19 protein-coding genes are annotated in these 22872 nt (G+C 34.3%); 8 read left to right on the top strand and 11 right to left on the bottom strand.

The features are described from left to right. Positions 1–121: 121 nt before the first annotated feature. The gene (locus FORMA_RS07750; protein ID WP_157506058.1) at positions 122–4501 is read right to left on the bottom strand and encodes a translocation/assembly module TamB domain-containing protein; all 4380 of its coding nucleotides are present in this window, start codon (positions 4499–4501) and stop codon (positions 122–124) included. Positions 4502–4718: 217 nt separating this feature from the next. Between FORMA_RS07750 and tsaD the strand changes: the two genes are divergently transcribed. The 7 genes from tsaD to FORMA_RS07715 all read left to right on the top strand — a co-directional run bounded on the left by tsaD (position 4719) and on the right by FORMA_RS07715 (position 10659). Further along, positions 4719–5741, top strand: a complete 1023-nt coding sequence (gene tsaD, locus FORMA_RS07745) for a tRNA (adenosine(37)-N6)-threonylcarbamoyltransferase complex transferase subunit TsaD (protein ID WP_069675121.1) — start codon at positions 4719–4721, stop codon at positions 5739–5741. A gap of 9 nt (positions 5742–5750) precedes the next feature. Beyond that, the gene (locus tag FORMA_RS07740) at positions 5751–6455 is read left to right on the top strand and encodes a 16S rRNA (uracil(1498)-N(3))-methyltransferase (RefSeq protein ID WP_069675120.1); all 705 of its coding nucleotides are present in this window, start codon (positions 5751–5753) and stop codon (positions 6453–6455) included. Beyond that, entirely contained in the window at positions 6448–7095 is a 648-nt protein-coding gene (locus FORMA_RS07735) for a DUF4159 domain-containing protein (RefSeq protein WP_069675119.1), read from the top strand. The genes FORMA_RS07740 and FORMA_RS07735 overlap by 8 nt, the downstream gene beginning before the upstream one ends. An 11-nt stretch (positions 7096–7106) precedes the next feature. Then, positions 7107–7616 carry a TrmH family RNA methyltransferase gene (locus tag FORMA_RS07730; RefSeq protein ID WP_069675118.1) on the top strand — a complete coding sequence of 170 codons (510 nt, stop codon included), beginning with the start codon at positions 7107–7109 and terminating at the stop codon, positions 7614–7616. Next, positions 7603–8793, top strand: a complete 1191-nt coding sequence (locus FORMA_RS07725) for a THUMP-like domain-containing protein (RefSeq protein ID WP_197500754.1) — start codon at positions 7603–7605, stop codon at positions 8791–8793. Before FORMA_RS07730 ends, FORMA_RS07725 begins: the two co-directional genes overlap by 14 nt. 84 nt (positions 8794–8877) lie before the next feature. After that, on the top strand, positions 8878–9717 hold the full coding sequence (locus FORMA_RS07720) for a hypothetical protein (RefSeq protein WP_069675117.1): 840 nt from the start codon (positions 8878–8880) through the stop codon (positions 9715–9717). A gap of 30 nt (positions 9718–9747) precedes the next feature. Continuing rightward, positions 9748–10659, top strand: a complete 912-nt coding sequence (locus FORMA_RS07715) for a hypothetical protein (RefSeq protein WP_069675116.1) — start codon at positions 9748–9750, stop codon at positions 10657–10659. Positions 10660–10706: 47 nt separating this feature from the next. On the opposite strand, the gene FORMA_RS07710 is transcribed toward FORMA_RS07715, so the two are convergent. Next, on the bottom strand, positions 10707–11321 hold the full coding sequence (locus tag FORMA_RS07710) for a DUF3575 domain-containing protein (protein ID WP_083236584.1): 615 nt from the start codon (positions 11319–11321) through the stop codon (positions 10707–10709). Between the two features lie 171 nt (positions 11322–11492). Here FORMA_RS07710 and FORMA_RS07705 point away from each other — a divergent pair, with 171 nt between their 5' ends. After that, positions 11493–12230 (top strand): tyrosine-protein phosphatase, encoded by a 738-nt coding sequence (locus FORMA_RS07705; RefSeq protein WP_069675115.1) that lies wholly within the window; start codon positions 11493–11495, stop codon positions 12228–12230. On the opposite strand, the gene FORMA_RS07700 is transcribed toward FORMA_RS07705, so the two are convergent. The 9 genes from FORMA_RS07700 to FORMA_RS07660 form a co-directional block, all read right to left on the bottom strand. After that, entirely contained in the window at positions 12227–14578 is a 2352-nt protein-coding gene (locus FORMA_RS07700) for a GumC family protein (RefSeq protein ID WP_069675114.1), read from the bottom strand. The two genes, FORMA_RS07705 and FORMA_RS07700, sit on opposite strands and share 4 nt — an antisense overlap. Before the next feature lie 6 nt (positions 14579–14584). After that, the gene (locus tag FORMA_RS07695; protein WP_069675113.1) at positions 14585–15340 is read right to left on the bottom strand and encodes a polysaccharide biosynthesis/export family protein; all 756 of its coding nucleotides are present in this window, start codon (positions 15338–15340) and stop codon (positions 14585–14587) included. Positions 15341–15511: 171 nt separating this feature from the next. After that, positions 15512–16816 (bottom strand): hypothetical protein, encoded by a 1305-nt coding sequence (locus FORMA_RS07690; protein ID WP_069675112.1) that lies wholly within the window; start codon positions 16814–16816, stop codon positions 15512–15514. A 3-nt stretch (positions 16817–16819) separates the two neighbouring features. Continuing rightward, complete coding sequence (locus FORMA_RS07685) at positions 16820–17968, bottom strand: glycosyltransferase (protein WP_069675111.1); 1149 nt, start codon at positions 17966–17968, stop codon at positions 16820–16822. Positions 17969–18045: 77 nt separating this feature from the next. Next, positions 18046–19104, bottom strand: coding sequence for a glycosyltransferase (locus FORMA_RS07680; RefSeq protein WP_069675110.1), 1059 nt, complete (start codon positions 19102–19104; stop codon positions 18046–18048). Next, positions 19089–20114, bottom strand: coding sequence for a hypothetical protein (locus tag FORMA_RS07675; protein WP_069675109.1), 1026 nt, complete (start codon positions 20112–20114; stop codon positions 19089–19091). Before FORMA_RS07675 ends, FORMA_RS07680 begins: the two co-directional genes overlap by 16 nt. Continuing rightward, positions 20111–20680 (bottom strand): hypothetical protein, encoded by a 570-nt coding sequence (locus FORMA_RS07670; RefSeq protein ID WP_069675108.1) that lies wholly within the window; start codon positions 20678–20680, stop codon positions 20111–20113. Before FORMA_RS07670 ends, FORMA_RS07675 begins: the two co-directional genes overlap by 4 nt. Further along, positions 20667–21830 carry an aminotransferase class I/II-fold pyridoxal phosphate-dependent enzyme gene (locus FORMA_RS07665; RefSeq protein WP_069675107.1) on the bottom strand — a complete coding sequence of 388 codons (1164 nt, stop codon included), beginning with the start codon at positions 21828–21830 and terminating at the stop codon, positions 20667–20669. The genes FORMA_RS07670 and FORMA_RS07665 overlap by 14 nt, the downstream gene beginning before the upstream one ends. Next, complete coding sequence (locus FORMA_RS07660) at positions 21830–22816, bottom strand: O-antigen ligase family protein (RefSeq protein ID WP_157506057.1); 987 nt, start codon at positions 22814–22816, stop codon at positions 21830–21832. The genes FORMA_RS07665 and FORMA_RS07660 overlap by 1 nt, the downstream gene beginning before the upstream one ends. Between the last annotated feature and the right edge of the window lie 56 nt (positions 22817–22872).

Raw genomic sequence — 22872 nt, 5'->3', positions numbered from 1 at the left:
TATGCTTGATAAATACAGCTATGAGGACTTAATTTTAATTCTATACAAAATTCAAACGTTTTCGTTAATAACTATTCTATTTTTAAGCAGAAAACTTACGCATTTAACAGCCTTTCAATGCTTATTGTTTGAATTCCATATAATCTGGAAGGGAAGAATTCTCGTTATTTTCTTGTTTAGTCGAATCAATTTTGTTCTCATTTACAAACAATTCTTTGAACAACTCTCTAAGATTATCAAATTCTATATTATAGGACAAACCTAGCCCTTGGGTGTAGCCAATTTGCTCACCAAAATTTTGAATGCTGTTTTCTCGGTTGAAAAACTTCAACGACAATGTTCTGTCTTCATTTAAAAGTACTTGAACCTCGAAATCCCCAGCTACCGTAGTTTCACTGACTCCACCTACAGGCACTCCTAACTTTCCATTGATCAATACATTTTCACTGATTTTTGTAGACAAGGTGACTCCAACGCGACTATCAGTCTCAAATTCTGGAGTATTCTTTCCAATATCTAAATTAAGGCCGAGTTTGACTTTATTATCAGCATCAGAAAAAATATCATTTAAAACGTTTGTTACACCATCAGAAACTAATTCAAATGCATCTTGAGAATCTAGAGCTAATTTACTTCTAAAGGAACCTGTAGTGAGTAAGGAAAGTGCCTGAAAGTCTCTTTTGTCCTTATCGCGAAGGCGGTCCTTCAGCTCACTGTTTAGTGCCGAATTTATATTTGGAAAACGGATGTCAAATGCCAAGTCTGGTTTTTCGAGCGCTCCAGTCAAATTGATGAGAACTTCTGCGGGAATGGTCTGGTTTATTGGGTTATCTAAAAGAGTGGATGGGTTCACAGAAATATCATCATAGACAGCCTCGAGATTAATTTCGGCCTGAAGCGGATCGCCATCCCAAACCAATGAACCATCCTTAACCAGTTTGAACTTTTTCTGAATTACTCTTCCTATGCTGTAGTTGTAATACCCTGAAAGTACCAGGAAATCTCCAAACATCAAAAACTTATCATTTGTATTGATTTGCGCCAACATACTCCCATTTCCACGCCCAACGACTGAGCTTCCGGTTTCTTTGTCAAAAACAATTTCTATTTCAGCATCGTCGGTAACATCCATGTTAAACTCCATTTCCACACCCTTTATTTCATCTAACTTGATGTTTCGCCCCTTGTTCTTGATGTTTTTTTCTTCAGGGCTAATAAATTTGATGTACGAATTTTCACTAATCATTTCGCTATCGCTAAGAGGAATCTTGAATACAGTTCCTTTGGATGTAGATACGTTTGCCTCGATAAACAACTGTTTCATTGGGCCAGTGATGTCAATTTGACCCGACACAAATCCGGTTCCGTAGTAGAGTGCATCATCTGACTCTTTTGTATTCAATACCAAAAGCCGGTCCGAGGTAATCGCTAAATCTATTGCCCAATCTTTAAAATTCACATGACTGAGTGCGCCACTCAAAACACCTTCAGACTTATATTTTGTATCTGTAAATGCAGCCGATTTGAATACAAAACGCTGCCCAATTAAATCTATTTTTGTTTGTGGAGAAAAAGCATAATCGATATTGAGGTAGGGAACCGCAATACCACCTTCATTTAAAGTCAAAGAACCATTGATTTGAGGACGTTGTATGCGTCCAGTAATTGTTGAATTTCCACTTACTTTACCTCTAATTTTTTTAATGACACCTCCTCCAAACGGATCTAAAGGATCGAGCAGAAAATCTTTGAATTTCAATTGTAAATCTAAATTTGAATTATCGCCCGATACATCTAAACGCCCCTTAGCGGAAAACGATTCGTTTTTATCGTCTTTTACAACAATATCCACATCGTAATTGGTTAGAGACGAATTTCCTGAAATAGAGGCATTAAAAGCACCTAAATTAAAGCGGTTAACTTCAAAATCATCAATTGTAAGCAAGGATTTTGGGAGGTAAATTTCGTTTTGTTTTAGAATATTTAAATTACCGTTTACAACTCCGCCCAACTGTAAGCTATCGATTTCAGGAGTGACTTTAGCCAAGTCTACATTTTTAAAATCAAGGTTAAAATCAGCTGAAAGAGAGTCTTTGGACTGACCGCTCATGACTAATTGTTCGTCCTCAAAAGATATATCTACGTCCTGAAGGGTAACTTCATTAAAGGCTGAATCAAAAACAAGCTTGTTTTTGGAGTTGTTGTTTGCATTCAGCCGCCATGGGGTATTTTTAAAATTCACAAAAGACGGTTTCAAACCTAAAATAGATTTTTCCTCATCTGTAGTGTAAAATAAATTGAAATCAAAATTATCAGAAGATTGTCGTCCGCCCTTAAATTGCGATTTGATGTAAAGCGTATCGTTAAGCGTAACATTAATAAGGCTAAAATCTTTTGCAGCGTAAAAAGGAGTGCTTAAGCTATCCAGTTCGACGTAGGTATTGAAAATTGGATTGTCATTTATGAGTTGAACCTCAATCTGTTCAGCAAAATAGTTGTCAAAGTTAATTTTAGGTGACTTGAATTTTAGCGAAAATTTTTCAGGGTCACTGTGCAGAGTTCCACGAACAAAAGTATTTGAACCTAAACGCAGATTGGGGTAAAAAACCTCGATAATTTTATTGTAAATTTTAAAGTTAAAATCAAGCGACTGGTTTGGTGTGATGTCATTAATGTCTTTTCGTGAATAAATTTCACTAAGTGCATTATTTACCAATTTTGGAAGTTCTTTAACAATGAAATTCCCTTTAAATGTTCCTCTAATAATCTCCGGGGAGTTCACTGAAATTGTGCGGATATTGTTAAGGTTAAAATCTGATGAAACCTGAAAGTCTTCAAAATAATAATCATCATTTTGGTTTGAGTATGAGGTGTTTTTAAATTGAAGAAAGCCGCGGACATCATCTAAATTTGTCCCTCTCATGTCCATAGCGACTGTACCATTGAAAACAGCGATCGAATCGCGCTCAACAAAATGCAAAGCATTCAAATCTGCATTGGCAATACTTGCTGAAAAGTCGTAAATATTTTCTTCATCAGAAAAATCAACAAGACCCTCAAAATCCATCGTGAGACTGGGATCAACCACACTGAGAGCGCCATTAAACACCTTGTCTTGAACAAGACCCTGAACATCTAAATTAGAATACAGGTAATTATTGAACTCAAAAGTAGAACAGTTGCCTTCGACGTTCGATTTTAATTTTTCTAATGTAAAGCCTCTGCCTTTTAATTTGAATTGTGAAGACATAAGCCCAAAATTTGGTTGCCCAATAAGCTGTCCTAAATCAAAATCTTTAAATTCAATCAGCCCCTCATATTCAGCATCATCTATGAATTTAATTTTTGAAAGTTCAAGATCTGCAACCACAGTCCCCAAGGCCGTGTTAGCTTCGAAGTCAGCATCTATTGTAGGGCCTGAAATAAGCGTGGTCCCGCGAATTGTAAACATGCCTAAAGCTGACAAATTCGACGGAATATTTTGTCCCAGTATTCGCGGTAGAATCCCTTTTAAGTCCGTGTACTTGGATGCTAAACGCGCAATATCACCCCGCATTTGAAAAGGTTTAGCTTCAGCGTCTATTAAATTTTTAAATTCAAAATTACCATCAATAAAAGTACTTTTGTTGGATTCCAAATGAAAATCTTGCAAAAGCAATTCGTTAAGTGTTCCTGAAATCTGAGTGTCAAACGTGATATTTTCACTGGCACCAAATTCTGGGAAAAATACATTAAGCTCTCCTAAATTAATGGTACTGTTTTTAAACTCACCCGAAAGAAATACCTTGTCGTAAAATTGCTTTAAATCTTCTCTTTTGTAATTGAATTCCAAAGCTCCAATTAACTTAGAATTGAGCGTTTGAATACGCAAATTATCAAACAGCATTGAAGTCAGTGTGTATTTGAAATCTGTTTGCAAGTTATGCATTTCCACTCCTCTAGGATCCGAAAAACTTAAGGTATTAACATCCAAGGAAACTTCTGGACCTCTAATGAGAAAATCAGCCGCATTGATGTTTAATTGATTAAATTCTAAAAGCCGTGCGTTTTCGTTTTTATTTTCGTTAGAAAGGGTAAAATGGCTGTCGTAAATTGTAACATCCTTTGAGGAGAGTACAAATGGAGAATCCGATTTCTTTTTATCAACTTTAAAGCTGTCTGCAAAAATATCTAAATTGGAGTCCTCTTCGCCTTTATAGGTTTTGATGTTGAAGCGCAAATTGTATAAATCAATGTCGCCAAAAACGAGGGCATTGGTTTTAATCTTTGCAAAATCTAAAAGCGAACTATTGAGTTCATCAGCCGCAATCAATGTATCGTTGTGGTGATCCTTAATTAAAATATTTTTGAGCTCTAAATCTCCATTAAATTGAATTCCGACCTTTTCTACATTAATGGCCGTGCCGTAAGTGGCATTTATTTGGTTCGTAGCATAACGTCCCAAAAAGGTTTGAACACCAGGAATACTGAGCAGCAACATCAAGATGAGAAAAAACAGCACAATTGCTGATATAATCCTTAAAAATATGTTGCGCCGTGTTCTTATCACCTAAAAGTTATAGTAAAATTATAAAATCAAAAAACAAACAAAAAATTTAGCGGCAGTTTTACACAATGCATCTGCCTTTTTTTTATTTCTTTGTAAAACAATTAGTTGACACTGCAAAAGCTCTGCCAAACTTATACAAAGAAAACGAATAAATTGAGGATATCCTTCAATGCACAAAGAAAATGTTTACATACTAGGAATTGAATCTTCTTGTGACGATACTGCAGCGGCAGTTTTACACAATGGTAAGGTTTTAAGCAACATTATTGCAAATCAGTCTATTCATGAGGCTTACGGCGGGGTTGTTCCTGAACTAGCATCACGGGCACATCAACAAAATATTGTTCCGGTTGTCGATCAAGCACTAAAAACAGCAGGAATTTCAAAAAATCAGCTTTCAGCAGTTGCATTTACAAAAGGTCCCGGTCTGATGGGCTCACTTCTAGTGGGAAGCTCCTTTGCTAAATCTTTAGCCTTTGGATTAGACATCCCTTTGATTGAAGTTAATCATATGCAAGCCCATATATTGGCGCATTTTATAGATAAAGAAGGCTATGAAAAGCCAGAATTTCCGTTTTTGGCCATGACTATTTCTGGGGGGCACACCCAAATAGTACGTGTAGATGATGCTTTTGATATGACGGTTATAGGCGAAACCATAGATGATGCTGTAGGGGAAGCTTTCGATAAAAGCGGTAAACTATTAGGACTAGGCTATCCTGCGGGACCTGAAATTGACAAACGCGCAAAATTAGGCGACCCTAAAGCCTATAAATTTACTAAACCAAAAGTCAAGGGACTGAATTTTAGTTTCTCGGGGCTCAAAACAGCAATTTTATATTTCATTAGAGACCAATCTAAAAATAACCCTGAATTTATAGCTCAAAACTTGAACGCTATTTGTGCCTCCATACAATATACAATAGTGGGTATTCTTATGGACAAGCTGAAGCTTGCTGTTCAAGAAACAGGGATAAAAAGCATTGCAATTGGCGGAGGGGTCTCAGCCAATTCTGGCATTCGTACTGCACTAAAAAATACGGAACAAAAATACGGATGGAAAACGTACATTCCGGCTTTTGAGTTCACCACAGACAATGCTGCTATGATTGGTATTGTAGGGTATTTAAAGTACTTGAAAAATGATTTCGCACCGCAAAATACAATGGCTACAGCACGACTAAAACTATAAAAATAAAAAATGCAATTATTTTATAATTCAGACTTAAGAGCAAAAGACAAGGAATTTTGTTTTGATAAAAATGAAAGTCGACATATAATTAAAGTTTTGCGTAAGAAGACTGGAGATAAATTAAACATTACCAATGGTTTAGGATTTTTATTTGAAGCTGTAATTCTAACTGAAAATCCAAACAAATGCACCGTATCCATCACCACTACTAGTTCCATTGCATCCAAGGGATACAGCGTTCATTTGGCGGTTGCACCCACCAAAACCAATGACCGTTATGAATGGTTTCTAGAAAAAGCCACCGAACTTGGAGTAGACTTTATCACACCAATTATTTGCAAGCGCAGTGAACGTAAAACCATCAAGCCAGAACGCTATAAAAAGATTGTAGAAGCCGCGTCAAAGCAGTCGCTTCGCACCCATTTCCCTATCCTAAATCCCGCTGTTCGTTTTGAAGAATTCCTAAAAACAAAAACAGAAGAAGATCGATACATCGCACATTGCCTGGAAGAGGGGCAGCCACATTTGAAAGATGAACTAAGGTCCAAAAAAAATATTTTGATATTAATCGGTCCTGAAGGAGATTTTACAGCTGCTGAGATTAAAATGGCACTAGACTCAGGTTTTCAAGCTGTTAGCCTGGGGCGAGCACGCTTACGAACAGAAACAGCTGCCATTGCAGCATGCCACACCATAGAACTCCACAATGCGTAATCTAATTCTAATTGTTCTTTTAGTTATCGTTCCCATGACAAGGAGTCAAGGGCAAACCCTTGCTGTCTTAAAGTATGACGGCGGCGGCGACTGGTACAGCAACCCCACGGCACTAAAAAATTTGATTCAATTTAGCAACACCCATGGCGCCACCAAACTAAAGTTAAAACCAGAAGTCGTTCATCCTGAAGACCCCGCTTTGTTCAGCTATCCATTTATTCACATGACTGGCCATGGAAACGTCGTTTTTTCAGATGAAGCACTAAAAAACCTAAACACCTACCTCATTGGTGGCGGGTTCTTGCATATCGATGATAATTATGGCATGAAGCCCTATATTTTGCCCCAACTAAAAAAGCTATTCCCCTCTAAAGTTTTAAAAGAAGTTCCAAGCGATCATCCTATTTTCAATCTTATTTTTGAATTCCCTGACGGCCTTCCAAAAATCCACGAACACGATGGCTTAGCGCCACAGGCATTGGGTATTTTTCACGAGAATAGACTCATACTTTTGTGTACGTTTGAAAGTGACCTTAGCGATGGTTGGGAGGATCAGTCGGTGCATAAAGACCCCGAAGATATTCGGCTAAAAGCACTACAAATGGGGGCTAATATCATTAAGTATGCTTTCGAATTTTAATTATTAATCAGATGCAGCTTAACCACTACAATTCAAAATTTAAAGCCAAAAAATTCCCTATTATCTTGCTAACAGACCATGTTGTCCGTCCAGCAAATGTGGGCGGGTTGTTTCGTATTGCAGACGCATTTGGAGTTCAAAAACTAATTTTAGGCGGAACTTTGGAGCTCAACAGGAAAGTATGGAATACCTCTAGAGCCACTGAAAAAGCAATAGATTACGAACAAAAGGAGGACCTTGGCCCTGCATTAGAGCAGTTACGCAAAGAGGGGTATGTACTAGTGGGTCTAGAAATTACAGATTCAAGTACTGCTATAGCGTCTATTGCGCTTAAAAAAGAACAAAAAATTGCCCTCGTGATCGGTGCTGAGCGGCATGGAATAAATGAGGCTGTGCTAAAGGTGTTGGATTTTTGCTGCCATGTGGAAATGTACGGCCAAAACAGCAGCATGAATGTGGTTCAAGCCACCTCAATCGCTTTGTATACCCTCACCAATAAATTACAGAATGTTGAACTCTAAACTTCTAGCGCTAAAAGTGCAAACATTCATCAACAGACATTTGAATGCAAATGTTCATGATTTAGCACTCAAAGGAAGTCCTTTTTCAGAAGTGGAGACAGCAGAACTCATGCAGCAAATTCAGTCCAAGAACAAATGCAAAAAAAAACTACCAACTTGGTTTAATAGTTTAGGTATTTATTATCCTGCTAAACTCAATATTGAACAAACATCTTCAGAGAAAACTGCTTTATATAAAAGCGCAATGCTTGAAGGGGGGCTACTTATAGATCTTAGCGGTGGATTTGGTGTAGATAGCTTTTATTTTTCTAAAAAAATTAAAACAGTAGTGCATTGTGAAATTGAAACGGAATTGTCAGAAATCGCAGCTCATAATTTTCGAATACTGAAGGCTAACAATATAAAAACTATTGCCACCGACGGATTAGAGTATTTAAAAAACAACACTGAAGCGCTAGATTGGATTTACATCGACCCTTCGCGAAGAGATGTTCAAAAAAATAAACGGTTTTTTATTGAAGATTGCACTCCTAATGTAACGAAACACCTAGACCTGTTCTTTAAACACAGTCCCCAGGTTTTAGTGAAATTATCCCCAATGCTGGATATTCATGCAGCGCTTGAAGTACTGCCACAAACGAAAGAAATACATATCGTGGCAGTCAAAAATGAAGTTAAGGAACTCTTGTTTATCTTAAAAAATGAATACCATGGAGCTCCCTTGATCAAGGCCATAAACTTAGACAGCACGCAAGAAGTTTTTGAATTTAAAACTTCTGATGAATTACAGAGTTCATCGGATTTTGCACTCCCTGCTCTATTCCTATACGAACCTAATGCTGCAGTTCTCAAATCAGGCGCCTTTAAACTAGTTTCAAATCGATTTAATGTAAAAAAGTTAGCGCAACACACCCATCTGTACACCTCAGAACTAGCCATTGACGACTTTCCAGGCAAGGCCTACCGGATAAATCGAGTACACCCCTACAACAAAAAAAAGCTAAAAGCACTACTCAATGGCCAAAAGGCTAATGTGAAAACCAGAAACTTTCCCGAAAAAACAGAACACTTAAAAACGATTTTTAAACTTTCAGACGGCGGAGAACGCTTTTTATTTTTCACGTCTTCTGAAGCTAAAAAATGGGTCTTGGATTGCTCTGAAGTCACCTCCATCTAATCAAATTAGTTCTTATTTTTATATTGATTGTAAAAAGCAATTTAATTTTTTATATTAGAGCCTTTATTAACCAATTGATACAAAATGAAAAAACGTTTATTAGTCTTCGTTGTAGCTGCACTATCGTTCATCGAAGTTATGGGTCAGGAAGCCCAAAAAAAAGATTTAGTGGGCTACGGCGGAGGGCGCTATGAAGTCTTCAAAACCGGAGGACAAGAGAGTATTGATTTGTGGTTCAAATGGATGGAACTACACGTCAAGGAAGACACAGAAGGAATTCTTGCCTTAGCACACGATGATATCGTTATTGAAGCCCCAGAGGCTACTTTGAACGGTAAAGCTGAATTGAAAGAATGGATGTCCACCACTTTTACCAATGGCGACCTCACTGTCGAGCACCGATGGGCTGTACCCCTTCGCTTTGTTAACGATGATGGAACTGTAAATCCAGGAGATTGGATTGTTAACGACTATGTTGTTAATTACAAAACCAATGATGGGTTGACTATCGATGATTCTGAAGCTAATGTATATATTGTAGAAGGCAAGGTGCGCTACATGAAAATTTTCACTTTCAAAAAAGAGACCCGCCAAACAAAAAAAGTTACATTTTCTGTTGACCTCAACAATTCTGACGAGGTGTTTAGCAGTGTCAGTGTTTTTGGCAGTTTCAACAACTGGTGTGCTTCATGCGACTATTTGACTGATCTTGACAATGACGGTATCTACACAGGGACTTTTGATGTTGCTGTTGGAGAACTACAATACAAATTTACATTAGATAAGCAAAAGGTGGAAGAACAATTTGAGGCAGGTGCTGAATGCTGCAAAACCATTGGGGACTATACCAATAGAGTTGCTACTATCACAGAAGACAGCGAACTTGCTGCTGTTTGTTTTAACAGTTGTACGTCTTGCAAATAAACATCAATTATTAACCATAAATAACTAATCATGAAATCATTAATCTTTACACTTGCACTTACCGTTGGGCTGTCGTCTTCAGCTCAAATCACAGAAGCCGGAAAATGGCTTGGAGAAAACGAACTCAAAGGCAACCCCTACACATTAGCTTCTGATGAGCACATGGAGCTCACTAACCAATCGATTGCCGCTTACAATGCTGGGGATGTTGAAAAAGAACTCTCTTTTTACACCAAAGAGATGGCAGACAATACAAGAGCGTACATGACTAACTATCATGGCGAAATGAAAAAAGTAACCAATAAGCCATGGGCAATGCTTCCGGTACAAATAAAAGATTCGGACAATGTGCACATGCTGGTGTGGTCTAACGAAACAAGAGAATGGAATAATGGCAGCACACAGAAAATGAATCTGATGGAAGTTTTTTCTTTTGATAAGGACAAAAAGATCAACGGGTTCTACCAATGGCGCAGATACGATCCAAAAAACGAATTTGGCCTACCTGCTGGTGGAAAATTCTACGGAAAAAATGACAATGAATACACGGGAAGAAAGTTGGTTTTTTCTAACCGCGGCGAAGTAGAAGCTTTAGAAACGCTAATTGACCGCTACAACAAATTGGATGCTGAAGGATGCGAAGAGCTCTTTGCCGATAAGGCCATATTTGACACCTACGACGGACAGCGTATTGAAATAACCAAAGGATTTTTTGGAGGTTATTTTGAAGGATTTGAATCCATTAAATGGAAAGCGTACGGAATTGTACCGCTAAAGATTGAAAACACCGATCCAGTATCGGGTGTGCTAGTAACCTCAATAGAAAAACGCGTTGCTAAAGACGGGTCTGTATGGGAAAAAGAATTAGTAGAGCAATTCTATTTTAATCTTGATGGAAAAATTGACTATGTGAAACAGTGGACTCGTGATTTAAACGAATAAACACTAAACATAACAAAACTAATAACAGCGCTTTTCTTAAGGCGCTGTTATTTTTTTAGGGCATAAGTAAGCATCAGACCTCCGCGGTAAAGGGTAACCTCCCCACTGCCGTCAAACCCATTGCCGCCTGGTGTAGTTTGTACAACAACCCCATCCACCCTATCGTAGCCCTTGTACCTGCTTTGTGTCAATCCACCTCCTACAAAAAGTTCTAAACCAAGCCTAGGGCTTATTTTTTTCTTATAACCAAAAGTCAGCCCGTAAAAAGCAATACGCCCCGATTGATACGCATCCGCACCAGAAGAATAGGTTGAAGGGTCTTGATAGTGGTCGTAGAGCACGGGCCAGCTCGGTTTTTGTAGCGTAAACATCCCAAAGCCTATATGCGTTCCAAAAAATAAAGATTTGGCTGAATTGTACCAACGGTGTTCTAAAATAATTTGTGTAATGTGGTAGGGTTTGGACTGAAAACTATCCCAAAAAGACCCCAAAACATCCAACTGAATAGAGCGGCGTTCTGCGGTTTTAATTTCCACACCAACATTTGGCGTCAATAGGGCTGCAGAAGCAAGATTGAATTTGACTTCTGTTTGTGCAAAACAAAAATTGAAGCCAATTAAGATTAAAAAAGGGTAAATAAAAATGGATGGATAAATTTTCATTAATTTATGATGAATTTATTATTTAAAACTATGAAATTTTTGAATACGTACAAGAGCTGATTTAATTTTTTATAGGTAAACTAATTTAAAACCCATAAAAACCTACAAAATGAACTTAAAAAAGTGGGGTTTAACAATAAAACCCTAATTTTGGGTTTGATTTATGTGTTTATGAGCTTTTCATTCTTTTTAAAGAAAAAACAACAACCGCTTTTTGATGGTCTTATTGATTTTCACAATCATTTATTGCCCGGAATTGACGATGGGAGCAAATCGGTAGATCAATCCATGGAAATGCTGAATTTATACGCTGATTTAGGGATAAAAAAAGTCATCAGTAGCCCGCACATTTATAAAGATTTATACCCCAATACCAAAGAGAGTATCCAAGCTTCATTTGCAAAGCTGGATAAAGCCTCTAAAACCCATGAGGTTGAGCTATTGGGTTTTGCAGCAGAATATTTAGTAGATGAGTTTTTTATGCGTGCTGTTGCCGCTCAAGAAAAACAACTCTGTTGTTTTGGAAAACACATCCTTATAGAAATTCCTTTTTTCGACCAGTTGAAGCGCTTAAATGAAGTCCTTTTTCTGCTGCAGAATCAGGGTTATTTCCCCATTTTAGCTCATCCCGAACGCTATGTAGCCTTGGAAACTACAGCAGCAGTAGAAGACTTAAAGCACAAAGGTGCTAAAATGCAACTCAATGCCCTTTCCCTTGTGGGTTATTACGGCGCGGAGGTGCAAAAGAAAGCCTCGTTGTGGCTTAAAAAAGGACTGTTTGACCTTATTGGAACCGATGCACACAACCCCTACCAATTAAATAAACTGAGGGATTTACACCTCAGCAAAAAGGAACTCCAGGCTTGGGAAAAAATAGGTGCTGAGCAAGCAGCGCTTATCGCCCCTTAAGACTTGTCTTCGCCATACCCATAGCCATAGCCATAGCCATAATTGTACTTGTACTGATAACTGTAGCGGTACCCGTACCCATACTTGTAGTAAGAGGTTGCGCCTGCTTTAACCCCGTTAAGAACAATTCCTATGTTATTGGCTTTTTTATCATCGACTAGTCCTTTTATGAAAGGCATTAATTTTTTGTCGGTGTAATGTGCGCGGGTGGTATACAGCACCAAATCGGCATATTGCAAAAGCGGTAGGGTATCGCTTACAAGAACCAAAGGCGCAGAGTCAATAATGATGTAATCGTAAGTGGATTTAAGCACCTCCAATAAATTTAAAAAATCATCAGAATTTAACAATTCTGCAGGATTGGGTGGTATTGGTCCACTCAAAAGCAAGTCCATTTGGTTGTTAAAAAGATCTAAAGTAAAGATGTGCTCTTTTGTTACAACAGTACTAGCATTAGCCACCAGGGTACTGAGTCCTTTGGTATTGGATTTTCGATCCAGTCCAATCAGGGTATGCAACTGTGGATTTCGTAAATCAGCACCAATAAGCAATACCTTTTTCCCAGTTGCTACATAGCTAGCTGCCGTATTAAATGCGGTCATGGTCTTCCCTTCCCCCTTAATGCTGGATGTAGATAAGATGACATTGGACTTCCCCTCTTTTAGCTTAAAACTAATGTTGGATCGGATTAATCGTGAGGACTCTGCAAAGATTCCACGAGAATCCGTTATGGAAGTGATATCCTCAACAAAGGGGACTTCCCCCATTATATCTAAGTTCGGCACTTGCTGTTCTAAATCTTCTCTAGTGTGTATTTTGGTATCTGTTATTTTTAAAATATAGAGTACGCCAAACGGCAACAATAATCCCAAAAGAAGTGCCCCCAGGGCTATGATTGGTTTTTTTGGTGCTGTGGGCAAAAAGCCCGTATGCGCGTAGTTGATCACTCGGGTGTTGGGCAGTGTCGACTCATAGCTGATGGAGGCCTCCTCACGGCGTTCCAGCAAAAATAAATACAGCTTCTCGGCGATTTGAAACTTGCGCTCAAAACTAAGTAAGGCCGCTTCAAGCTTTGGTATTTTGGAGACCTGGGCATTGGTTTTATTTGAAAACTCTTTGTACTTATCTAGGGATGTATTGATGTAGGAGATGTAGTTTGTTATGCTGCTGAAAATGTTAGCTTTCAATTCTGTAAGTTGCGCGCTAAGTTGTACCACCAATGGATTTCTTGAAGTTGCCCCAGCCAATAAGTTGTTGCGTTTTAGGACCAACTCGTTGTACGACAGAACCAGCTCATTAACATTGCCACTTTCCAATCCAATATTGGAGGGTAAAAGGCTAAACTCTGCCTGACGTTCAAGTTTATTTTTAAGCGATTTAGCCAAAGCACTTTGAGTGGTTAAGTTGAACTGTTCTTGATCTAGGGTCGTGATGTTGGTCAGAGCTGCTGACGTTTGGGCTTCGGGTGAAAAAATAAGATTATCCGATTTGAAACCGGTAGTCTGTAGAGTTAGGGAATCAATTTCATTTTTTATAGAAACCAAACGGTTGTTGATAAAATCGATCGACAATGCAAAAATTTCTTGTTTATCCGATTTCTGCTGCAAATGCGCCACTTCTATCAGCGTATTGACAATGGCTTCATTGCGGTTGGGGTTGGAGCCCTTAATGGCTAAATCGATGTTATCCCCTGTTTTGCTGCTTGCGGAAACCTTAATACTTTCCGATAAACTTTCTACAGCTCTATCCTTGACCGATCTAAAAATCAAAAACACTGACTCCTCTTGAATTTGGTCGGGGTTTACGATCAACACAAAATCATCTGTTTCAAAAGCTTGAGACGGATCAAAGGGGGTCTCCTCTGCTCCATATTGAATTGTTGCTTTGGAGGGCGATAAGTTTATTTCTATACCTTCACCTTCCTTATAAGTATTTTCGTTTTTGAAGACAATTTGAAAGGGGATCTCCGCCCCAAATTGTAAACTCTTCTTGACCCGGCCAAGGCCAAACACTTGGGTCTGTAGATCCAGACGGTCTACTACCTCCGAAAGGTTTGGCTTGGAACTGATTTGAGCAATATAATTATCAAGTTTTACCTTACCTAAATCAAACATGGCGCCCGTACCTTCCGTCAAAAACGAAGTAGGGTCTGCAGAAGAATCCTTGACCTGCAGCGTCGCTGATGTTTGATAAATGTCGTTGGCATAACGCAAATAAAAATATGCCCCCAAAGCAAACACAAGTACAGAGAGCAAAAACCAAGGCCAGAAAAATAAATAATAGCGCAGCTCTTTGACGATGTCTATGGAATCGCCGTTTTGATCAGGAAAAGGGTCTTGAGTGTTCATATAAAATTAACGTGTTATGACAATAAATAGACTAACGGCCAAACTCAGTATGGAAACTAATGTGCTTGCATTGCCCACCAATCCAGAGGATTTAACCCGTGCACTATTGGGGCGGACGTATATAATGTCATTTTGTTTTAAAAAATAAAAAGGAGATTGTAAAAAATCGGTTTTGGTAAGGTCTATGACTTGGTTTGTTTTTTTGCCCGCTTCATTGCGGATGAGCAGCAGATGATTGCGGTCCCCATTGATGGTCAAATCGCCTGCCAAACCAAGGGCTTGAGGAAGGCTTACCCGCTCTTCCAATACGGTAAAAGTTCCAGGTTTATTTACCTCGCCCAAAACCGAAACTCTAAAGTTGAGTAAGCGGATATTGACCGTGGGGTTGTGAATATAAGGTTTTAGGGCTTCTTGAATAATTTGGGCTAGGGCTTGAGTACTTTTATTGGTGGTATCGATGGGGCCAACAATAGGAAGGTTGATGCTGCCGTCCTCCCCTACCAAGTACCCATCGATGGCGCGGTTTTGTACTTGCTGCTGTTGCAGGCCTAAAGTCGCTTGACGTTGAAAGACCAAGACGCTCTCGGGGTTTAGGGCTTTTATTTGAATGTCTAAAATATCACCGGGCTGAATATTTAGAAATTTAAAACTGTTTTCCGCAGCAGTACTGTCAATGTCTTGAAAATAATAAACATCTTTCTTACTGGCGCAGGATGCGAACAAAACAATTAAAATTAAGGAATAAAAGAGGGATTTTATCATGTTTAAAAATTTGTGCTAATTTATGAAATATAATTAAGTTTGATAGTTCTGGAATTAGATATTATAAAGATGTTTAGATTGAAAAAAAAATCACGTTAAAAGACTACAGTCCGTAGTCTTTTAAATTTAAAGCTAAATAACATTAGCAACTCTAAATAATTATAAATAAGTTTAGTTATTATTTAATGCAACTTTTTTAATTATTGATTTTAATGAGGTTAATTTTATTCTATTTTCTAAATTTAAATGAAAATTAGATGTCACATACCCTATTCCATTATGCTCACCATTTTTTATAGCCACGAATGCTAAGTAAGATTTAAATTTTTCTAATTTTAAATTTGATTCTTTTGAATAGATTGAATCACTTTCATCAATATCATTTGGATATACCAACTCAACAAATAGGCTAGTTCCTCTATTATCAACCTCAAATATTTTGATGTCATCTTTAGAAGCAAAAAAACTATTTAGTAATTTTTCAGCATTTATAGCATTATCTTCATTTTTGAATTTCACTAAAAAATCCCTTGACATTCTTGGTAAAATTTCAGTGAAGTTTTTAATACCAATCATCTCTACAAACTTCAGATGCTCTTTAAGACGCCAGTAAAAAGTTAAATGCTCGTGAGGTTGTTGGTGTAGACCGGTAGCGATGATTAATTTAACATTGTTCAACTTTAATAGTTTACCTAACTGATAATCATATTCTGAAAGAATTTGAATTAATGGATCAAAAACATCAGAGCAATACCATTCAGGGTTTTTTAAATCCCCTTGGTATGCTTTTGAATTAAATAAATAATGATGCTGTATATGAGCACCTGAATTTAAAAATAAATTTGAAAAATCAGGTTTGTATTTTTTCCATAGGGTCAAATGAACATCTGCTAATAAACTATCAAGAATAACTGCCTTAACTCCTGGATTTTTTGCTTTGGAAACTGTTTTTACATAATGAAACCATCTTGAGATGGGAACATACAATAAAAGTCCTAGACTTAATGAAATCATTGATTTCAAATTTAATTTTGATTTAGCATTATCATTAACTGATTGATGAACTGCTTGATATAATGCTTTTACAATCCAATTTCCAGATGGATTCGTTTTGGTCCAAGGATCTGGAACAAAAAAAGAAGGATTTGTTAAACGATTCTCTGCGTTAAAGGGAGAAACAGCTCCAACCGAAAGCCCTTCAGCTTCTAACTCTTCAAATATTTGGGGTAGCTCAGGATTATTAACGATATCCCCTAGACGAAATACCATGTGCTCATCAAACGTTTTCCCTGTATGAACAGTTACCCATTGCACCCAGGGTTCTAAAAGTTTATACTCTTTTTCTGAAACTGTTTCTAAAGGAGTTTGTATTTCAAATATTCTTTTAAAATTGGGTAAAAGACCCTGATTTATATAAAATTTTATGTAATCAAAGTTAAGCTCATTTAAACCCAATAAAACAGTTTTATTTTTCATTTTTTATAATTTTTTATAAATATCTATTAAAGAACTATAAACAACTTTTTCAGAGAATTTACTTTTGTAAAGTTTATAACTCGCTTCACCCATTGTTGTTAATTCTTTATCACAAATAAGATTAATACTTTTTTCAATTGCATCAACAGATCTTGGTTCAATTAAAATTCCATTTTCATTATTGTGTATTAAATGGTCACAACCTGGCATTTTAGTGGTTATTATTGGTTTTTTCATAGCCATTGATTCAAGTAAAAATCTTGGTGTACCCTCTCTATAATAAGTTGGAAGAATTGAAACATCTGTAAGAGATATAATTTCAGGTATATTTTTTTGTTTTCCCAGAAATTTAATATTATCAAAACCTTTTATTAAATCGTTTAAAGAATTTTGATTAAGAGAAGATTTATTATTATCATCAAACCAACCAACAATTAATAATTGTATATTATTATTTTTTGAAGCCAACTTAATCCCTTCAATTAACTCAACTATTCCCTTTTCCTTAAGTAATCTTGAAACAAACAGAAAATTTATAATGTCATCTTGTAAAAGGTTATATTGTTTATTAAGAGTATCTATTTTGTCAATAGAAATTGAATCATAACTAAACCTATCTTCATTTACCGCGCTTCCTTTAACACAAAATAATTTATTTTTTAAACCCAAATCTTTGATGTCATCGTGATTCTGAAAAACAGAAACAGGTTTAAATAATAAATTATTGAATCTGTATAATATCTTAGTAACTAATTGCATCAATTTATATTTAGGTGTGTAATAATTAAAAGCAGTTCCTAGGCCAGTAATATGATTGACTATTTTTGATTTTGTAATAGTACCTGAAACAATTGTACCAATTATATTTGGCTGTAGTCTATAAGTATGAATGATATCAAATTTAATATTTTTAAAAATTCTAATTAAATCTATACCGTAAATTATTTTATTTAAAATCCCAGATCCTCTTATGTTATTTGAAACTAGTATAACATTTATACCATGTGAATTAATTTGTTCAAAATATCCATCGTCCGGAATTATAGCATAAACTAAATTTCCCAAAGATTTAAGATGGAGTGCATATCTTAATCTACTGATATAAAAATCTCTTCCTGTATTTTCTATTAGTACTATGCTTTTATTTTTCATTTATTATAATTAGTAAAACAACATCATTAATAGTTATAAATTAACATATTCATTTAAGTACGATTACTAATTTTTAATTATTTAAAAAAAATTTCTTTAAATGATTTAATGATAAAAATAATATTAAATTTTTCATCAGCTTGGGTTTTTATACTGTTACAATCCCATTTTTTATTAATGAAACTGGTCATTTCTTTAAATATAACATCAAAATCCTTTTCATTGGCTTCGGATGATTTAATTTTTGAAATTATAGAATTATTTTTGTTCAACATCTCTTGTTTGCCTCCTAAAAAATCTAAAGTAAATACTGGCAGACCACATGATAAAGCTTCTAAAATAGAGTTACTAAAACCTTCAAACTTTGAAAAATTTAAATAATAACTACTACTCATAAGAATATCTTCTACATTAGAATGTTTTGATATAAATTTTATGTTATATTTAGAGTATTCATTGTTCAAATCTTTAGCCTTATTACCAACTCCCACACAAATTAATTTCTTGTTAAATTTTTTTTCCTCATTTATCCATTTCCAATACTTTAATAAGAATTTATAGTTTTTTTGATCATGCCACCTTGCAACATAAATAAAATTATTGATTTTATTATGATTAAAAACTGACTTAAAGTTAGGAGATGGATTATTAATTAAAAATGTTGTTTTTATATTTAATTTATTAACCTCATTTAACATGTCATTGCTTTGAACAATAACAACATCATATCTTTTCATTATTAATCTGTAATAAAGCAATAAAATTTTTCCGAAAAAACCTAAGCTCCTATAATAAGTAATGGGTAATATACTTTCCCTACATACTAACTTTATATTTTTTCTTTTAAATACAAGAAGAGGTAAAATTAAATTGAAATGATTCAGAGTACTATAAATCATACTCCATCTACCTGTATTTATAATTTTTAATAATTTAGGAATTGCTTTTTTTAGACGTTTTTGTTTTAACTTAATAATATTAAGCTCTGATGGTAAATCATATCCAATTTCATGATTTAATGTTAAAAAAGTTAATTTTTTTATTTCTTCTTTAGAAAAGGAAAGTAAAATTCTACTCAATACACGCTCAGCACCTCCTTTACCAAAATTTGGAATTATAATTAATTTTCTATCCACAAAGCGAGTTTTTCATTAATATGAGTTTCGAATTCATTTAATAAATAATTTTCATAATTAATATTATTTTTATAGCTATTGTAAGATTTATTTGAATTGTAATTTTCTCTTGGATTGGGATAATAAATAGGACTAACCTCTAAAGCCAAAGGGTTAGACATTTCATTATCATTTTCATCAAATACAATATCCCATGCAGCACTGTTCAATCCAAGTCTTTTCGTTGATGAAACTGCCCATTCTTTAATATTCTCAGGGTAATCCATAAATGTAACTTTACTACCGGTAGAAGTGCTAGTAGGCACCCATCCATTACTTTCTACTTTATTTCTCCAATATTGTAAAATCACTTTATTATTAATTATAATCATTCTACAATCTCTGTCGATATTTATAATTTTTTGAATTACTACAAACTTGTTTGATTTAAGCTTTTTAGTGATAAATGTTTTTAAATTTTCTTTTATTTCAATAATACCTATACTACTCTTGCTGTGATTTGGCTTGTATAACCATCTTGAATTTTTATCAATATCCTTATATAAACTATTTAAGTTTTCCTTTGTAATTACATAAGTTTGTGGCATATCTACTTTATTTGTAATAAACGAGTTATACATAAATGCCTTATTCTCCCAGTAACTTATTTCTACTGAACTTGGGATCACATGATTTGATTGATTTTCTAAAATAGAAGAAATTAATGGAAATAAGGCAGCGTCATTATCTATACCCCAATAATTTAGATTATAGCCCGGATTATAAATAACTCTTTTATTTTTTATTTTTTTTAAATTTTTCAATCCAAAGTATACATTGTATTTTAAACCTTTTTTATTAAACAAATTTAAAGTGGCTAAATCCCATAAGAAATTAGTTCTTAATAAATAGAATAAATTAATCTTTGGTATTAAAATAACTAACTTGGCATCAGTGTTTTTTTTAAAAATAAGATTGAAAAATCTAAAAATAAATTTAATTCTTAAAAGTCGTATTAATATTTTTTTCATATTTTGTTTTGGATATTTGATAGTCCATCACATATATCAGCATAACCAAAATATTTAATGGAACTATTCGATTGTAAATAATTTATTTCGTTATTGTAAAATTTTGTATCATTATTTTCATGATTGTAACTTAAATCATCAATTATTACTGTTTCATTTGAAATTTTAATTATTTTTTCCCAATAAATCTGTTTCAAATTAACATTTGGCACTAGTCTTAACTTATAGCTAATTTTTTTAAAATTTGAATCAATCCATTTCTTTGTAATAAAATAATGAGCAGGATTTCTAGCAGATAAAAATATGATCTGATCAAACTTTTTTGATGAATATTTGACTAAATCAAACGCTCCATTTATCAAGTTAAGAGAACTAATCCTATGTTTTTCATTACTAAAGTTATTTATGTTTTCATTTTTTAAAGTAGGCCATGTATCAGCCAAAGTATTATCAATATCTAATACAATTGTACTCTTATTTTTTTTGATAAATTGCACATCAATAATTAATAAAAAATTGTAACAAATTATTAATAATTTTCTTAGTTTGTGTTTAAGCCAGTTCAATTTTAATTGCTTTAATGATTTTTACATTTTCTTCAAAACTTCTAGAGGCAATTCGATAATATCCTGAACCCTTTAAACCAATTTTATCAGAACAGTTTCTAATATATACTCCATGATTTACTAAAAGACGTAACCCAAAATCATCTAATTCATCATTGTCAACTTTAATAAGAAAAAAGTTTGCTTTTGAAGGGTAAATTTTGAGGCCTTTTATTGATGACAACTCGGATCTAAACATTAAAGTATTCATAATATACTTTTTTCTAACTATTTCATATTTATTTCTAAATTTAGTTCCAGAGTACAAATCAAAGAAATACGTAGCTAAACCACTAATATTCCATAAATATCCAGAGTTAGTTAATTCTGACACCCTATCACTGGACATTATCCCATATCCTGCCCTAACACCTGCAATACCAAAATCTTTACTCATACTCTTTATTATTACTAGATTACTGTATTTGTTTATGAGCTCATAGTAGTTCATTAATTTTAATGAATCATCTTCATAAGCAAAATGGACAAAACTTTCATCCAGTATTATACAGTCAAGGTTTTTACAATTTTCAAGTAAGTCAATCAGCTCATCGTAATTAATATAATCCCCATTTGGATTGTTTGGATTAATTATTATCAAAGAGTCAACTTTCTTTTCACGAACATCTTTAATAAGGTTTTTAATGTTTAATACATAATTTTCAGATTCCTTTAAATTATGAAAAAATATTTCTTGATCATTATTCAGAAACTCATAGTAACTACTAAATGTTGGAATAGGCAATAATAATCTATTGCCACAAAATCTTTTTAACGTTGCTGAAATTATTTCAATTGCACCATTTCCTACAAAGATATTTTCTTTTTTAACAGCTATTGTTTGACCAATAATCTTAGAAATATCAGAGTTTTGGGGAGGGTAAAACTCTAAACTATCTCTTAAGTCATCGTAAGTAGGAAAATCAGCCTTCATATTTTCGATAAAAAGATCAGTAGCATAAGGATTACTTAAAAAACATGCATCTACATCTATTTTCAGTTCAGGTATTTCCTGCAAAACAGTTTTTATACTTGGAGAGTGAGTTCCGGATTCTTGTTTTAAATTGTTAAAAATCTTTTTTACTCTTTCTATATTAATTTCTTTGTCCATTAGTTATTTATTTTATTATCTGAATTATTTAGTGTTAGTAATAGGAAAAAAGGTATGGAGTACAATAATCCATGACCTGTAATTAATGCTATTGATAGAGATAAACCTACGAGTTTATTCGGCATCATAACATAAAAAAGTGCTGAAATTAATAATAATCCAATTATAATTCCAAAATCTCCAAAAATTTCAAAATAACTATTATGAATACCTACATCATTAATAGTTTTAATTGATGAAGCCATAAATCCAAATCCATTACCTGTAAAGGGTCTATCTGCAATTGCTGTAAAACCCTCAGTCCATAGATCTATCCTTCCTGTAAAGAGAGAGTTAAATTCAGCATTACCAGCAAAATAATCATTTAGATATTTTAGTTTTTTATATCTTGACAGATTGAAATTAAAAGAATCCCAAAATGTAATAAGATAAAGTGATGAAAATACTGGAGTCAGAATAAATAGAATACGATTATTTCGATAAAAACCAATTAATAGAATTAGAATAGCTGTAAAAGAAAAAGTATAAAAAACAGATAAAAATAAAATAATTGTTTCTATGAGTGTAATTTTATATTTTTTTTGATGGAATAAATTATAAGCAAGAGCAATGATTATACCACCATAATTTGCATTTAAGTAAAAGCCTGAAAACCTAGTTTGATAGTCAGAAGTTAAATCATTAGACAGCAACACAAGGTCTAGTTTTAAATATGAAGATATTATTATACTTATGGCTCCTAAGACTACTCCAATTCTAATACCTAGTAAATAATCTTTCAATAAAATTTTTGAATAATTAAAAACAATTAAAACTAAAATCAAACGCAATAAATTTCCATATTGTACAAGCATAAAATCAGCAATATGATCAAATGCATAGTTAAACAAAAAGGATAAAGTTGATAATAAAAAAATAATAAAGTAGAAATAATTAACTTCAACATTGGATTTGAAAGATCTCTTGTTTGTCAAGAATACTATCATTAGACAAAATATAATTATAGTTGTTATGTAAACCGAACTACCAAAGTAATATGGGG

This window comes from Formosa sp. Hel3_A1_48 (assembly GCF_001735715.1).
Taxonomy (GTDB): Bacteria; Bacteroidota; Bacteroidia; order Flavobacteriales; family Flavobacteriaceae; genus UBA3537.
Note: the sequence above shows the minus strand (reverse complement) of the source record. Positions and strands in the feature narration are given on the sequence as shown.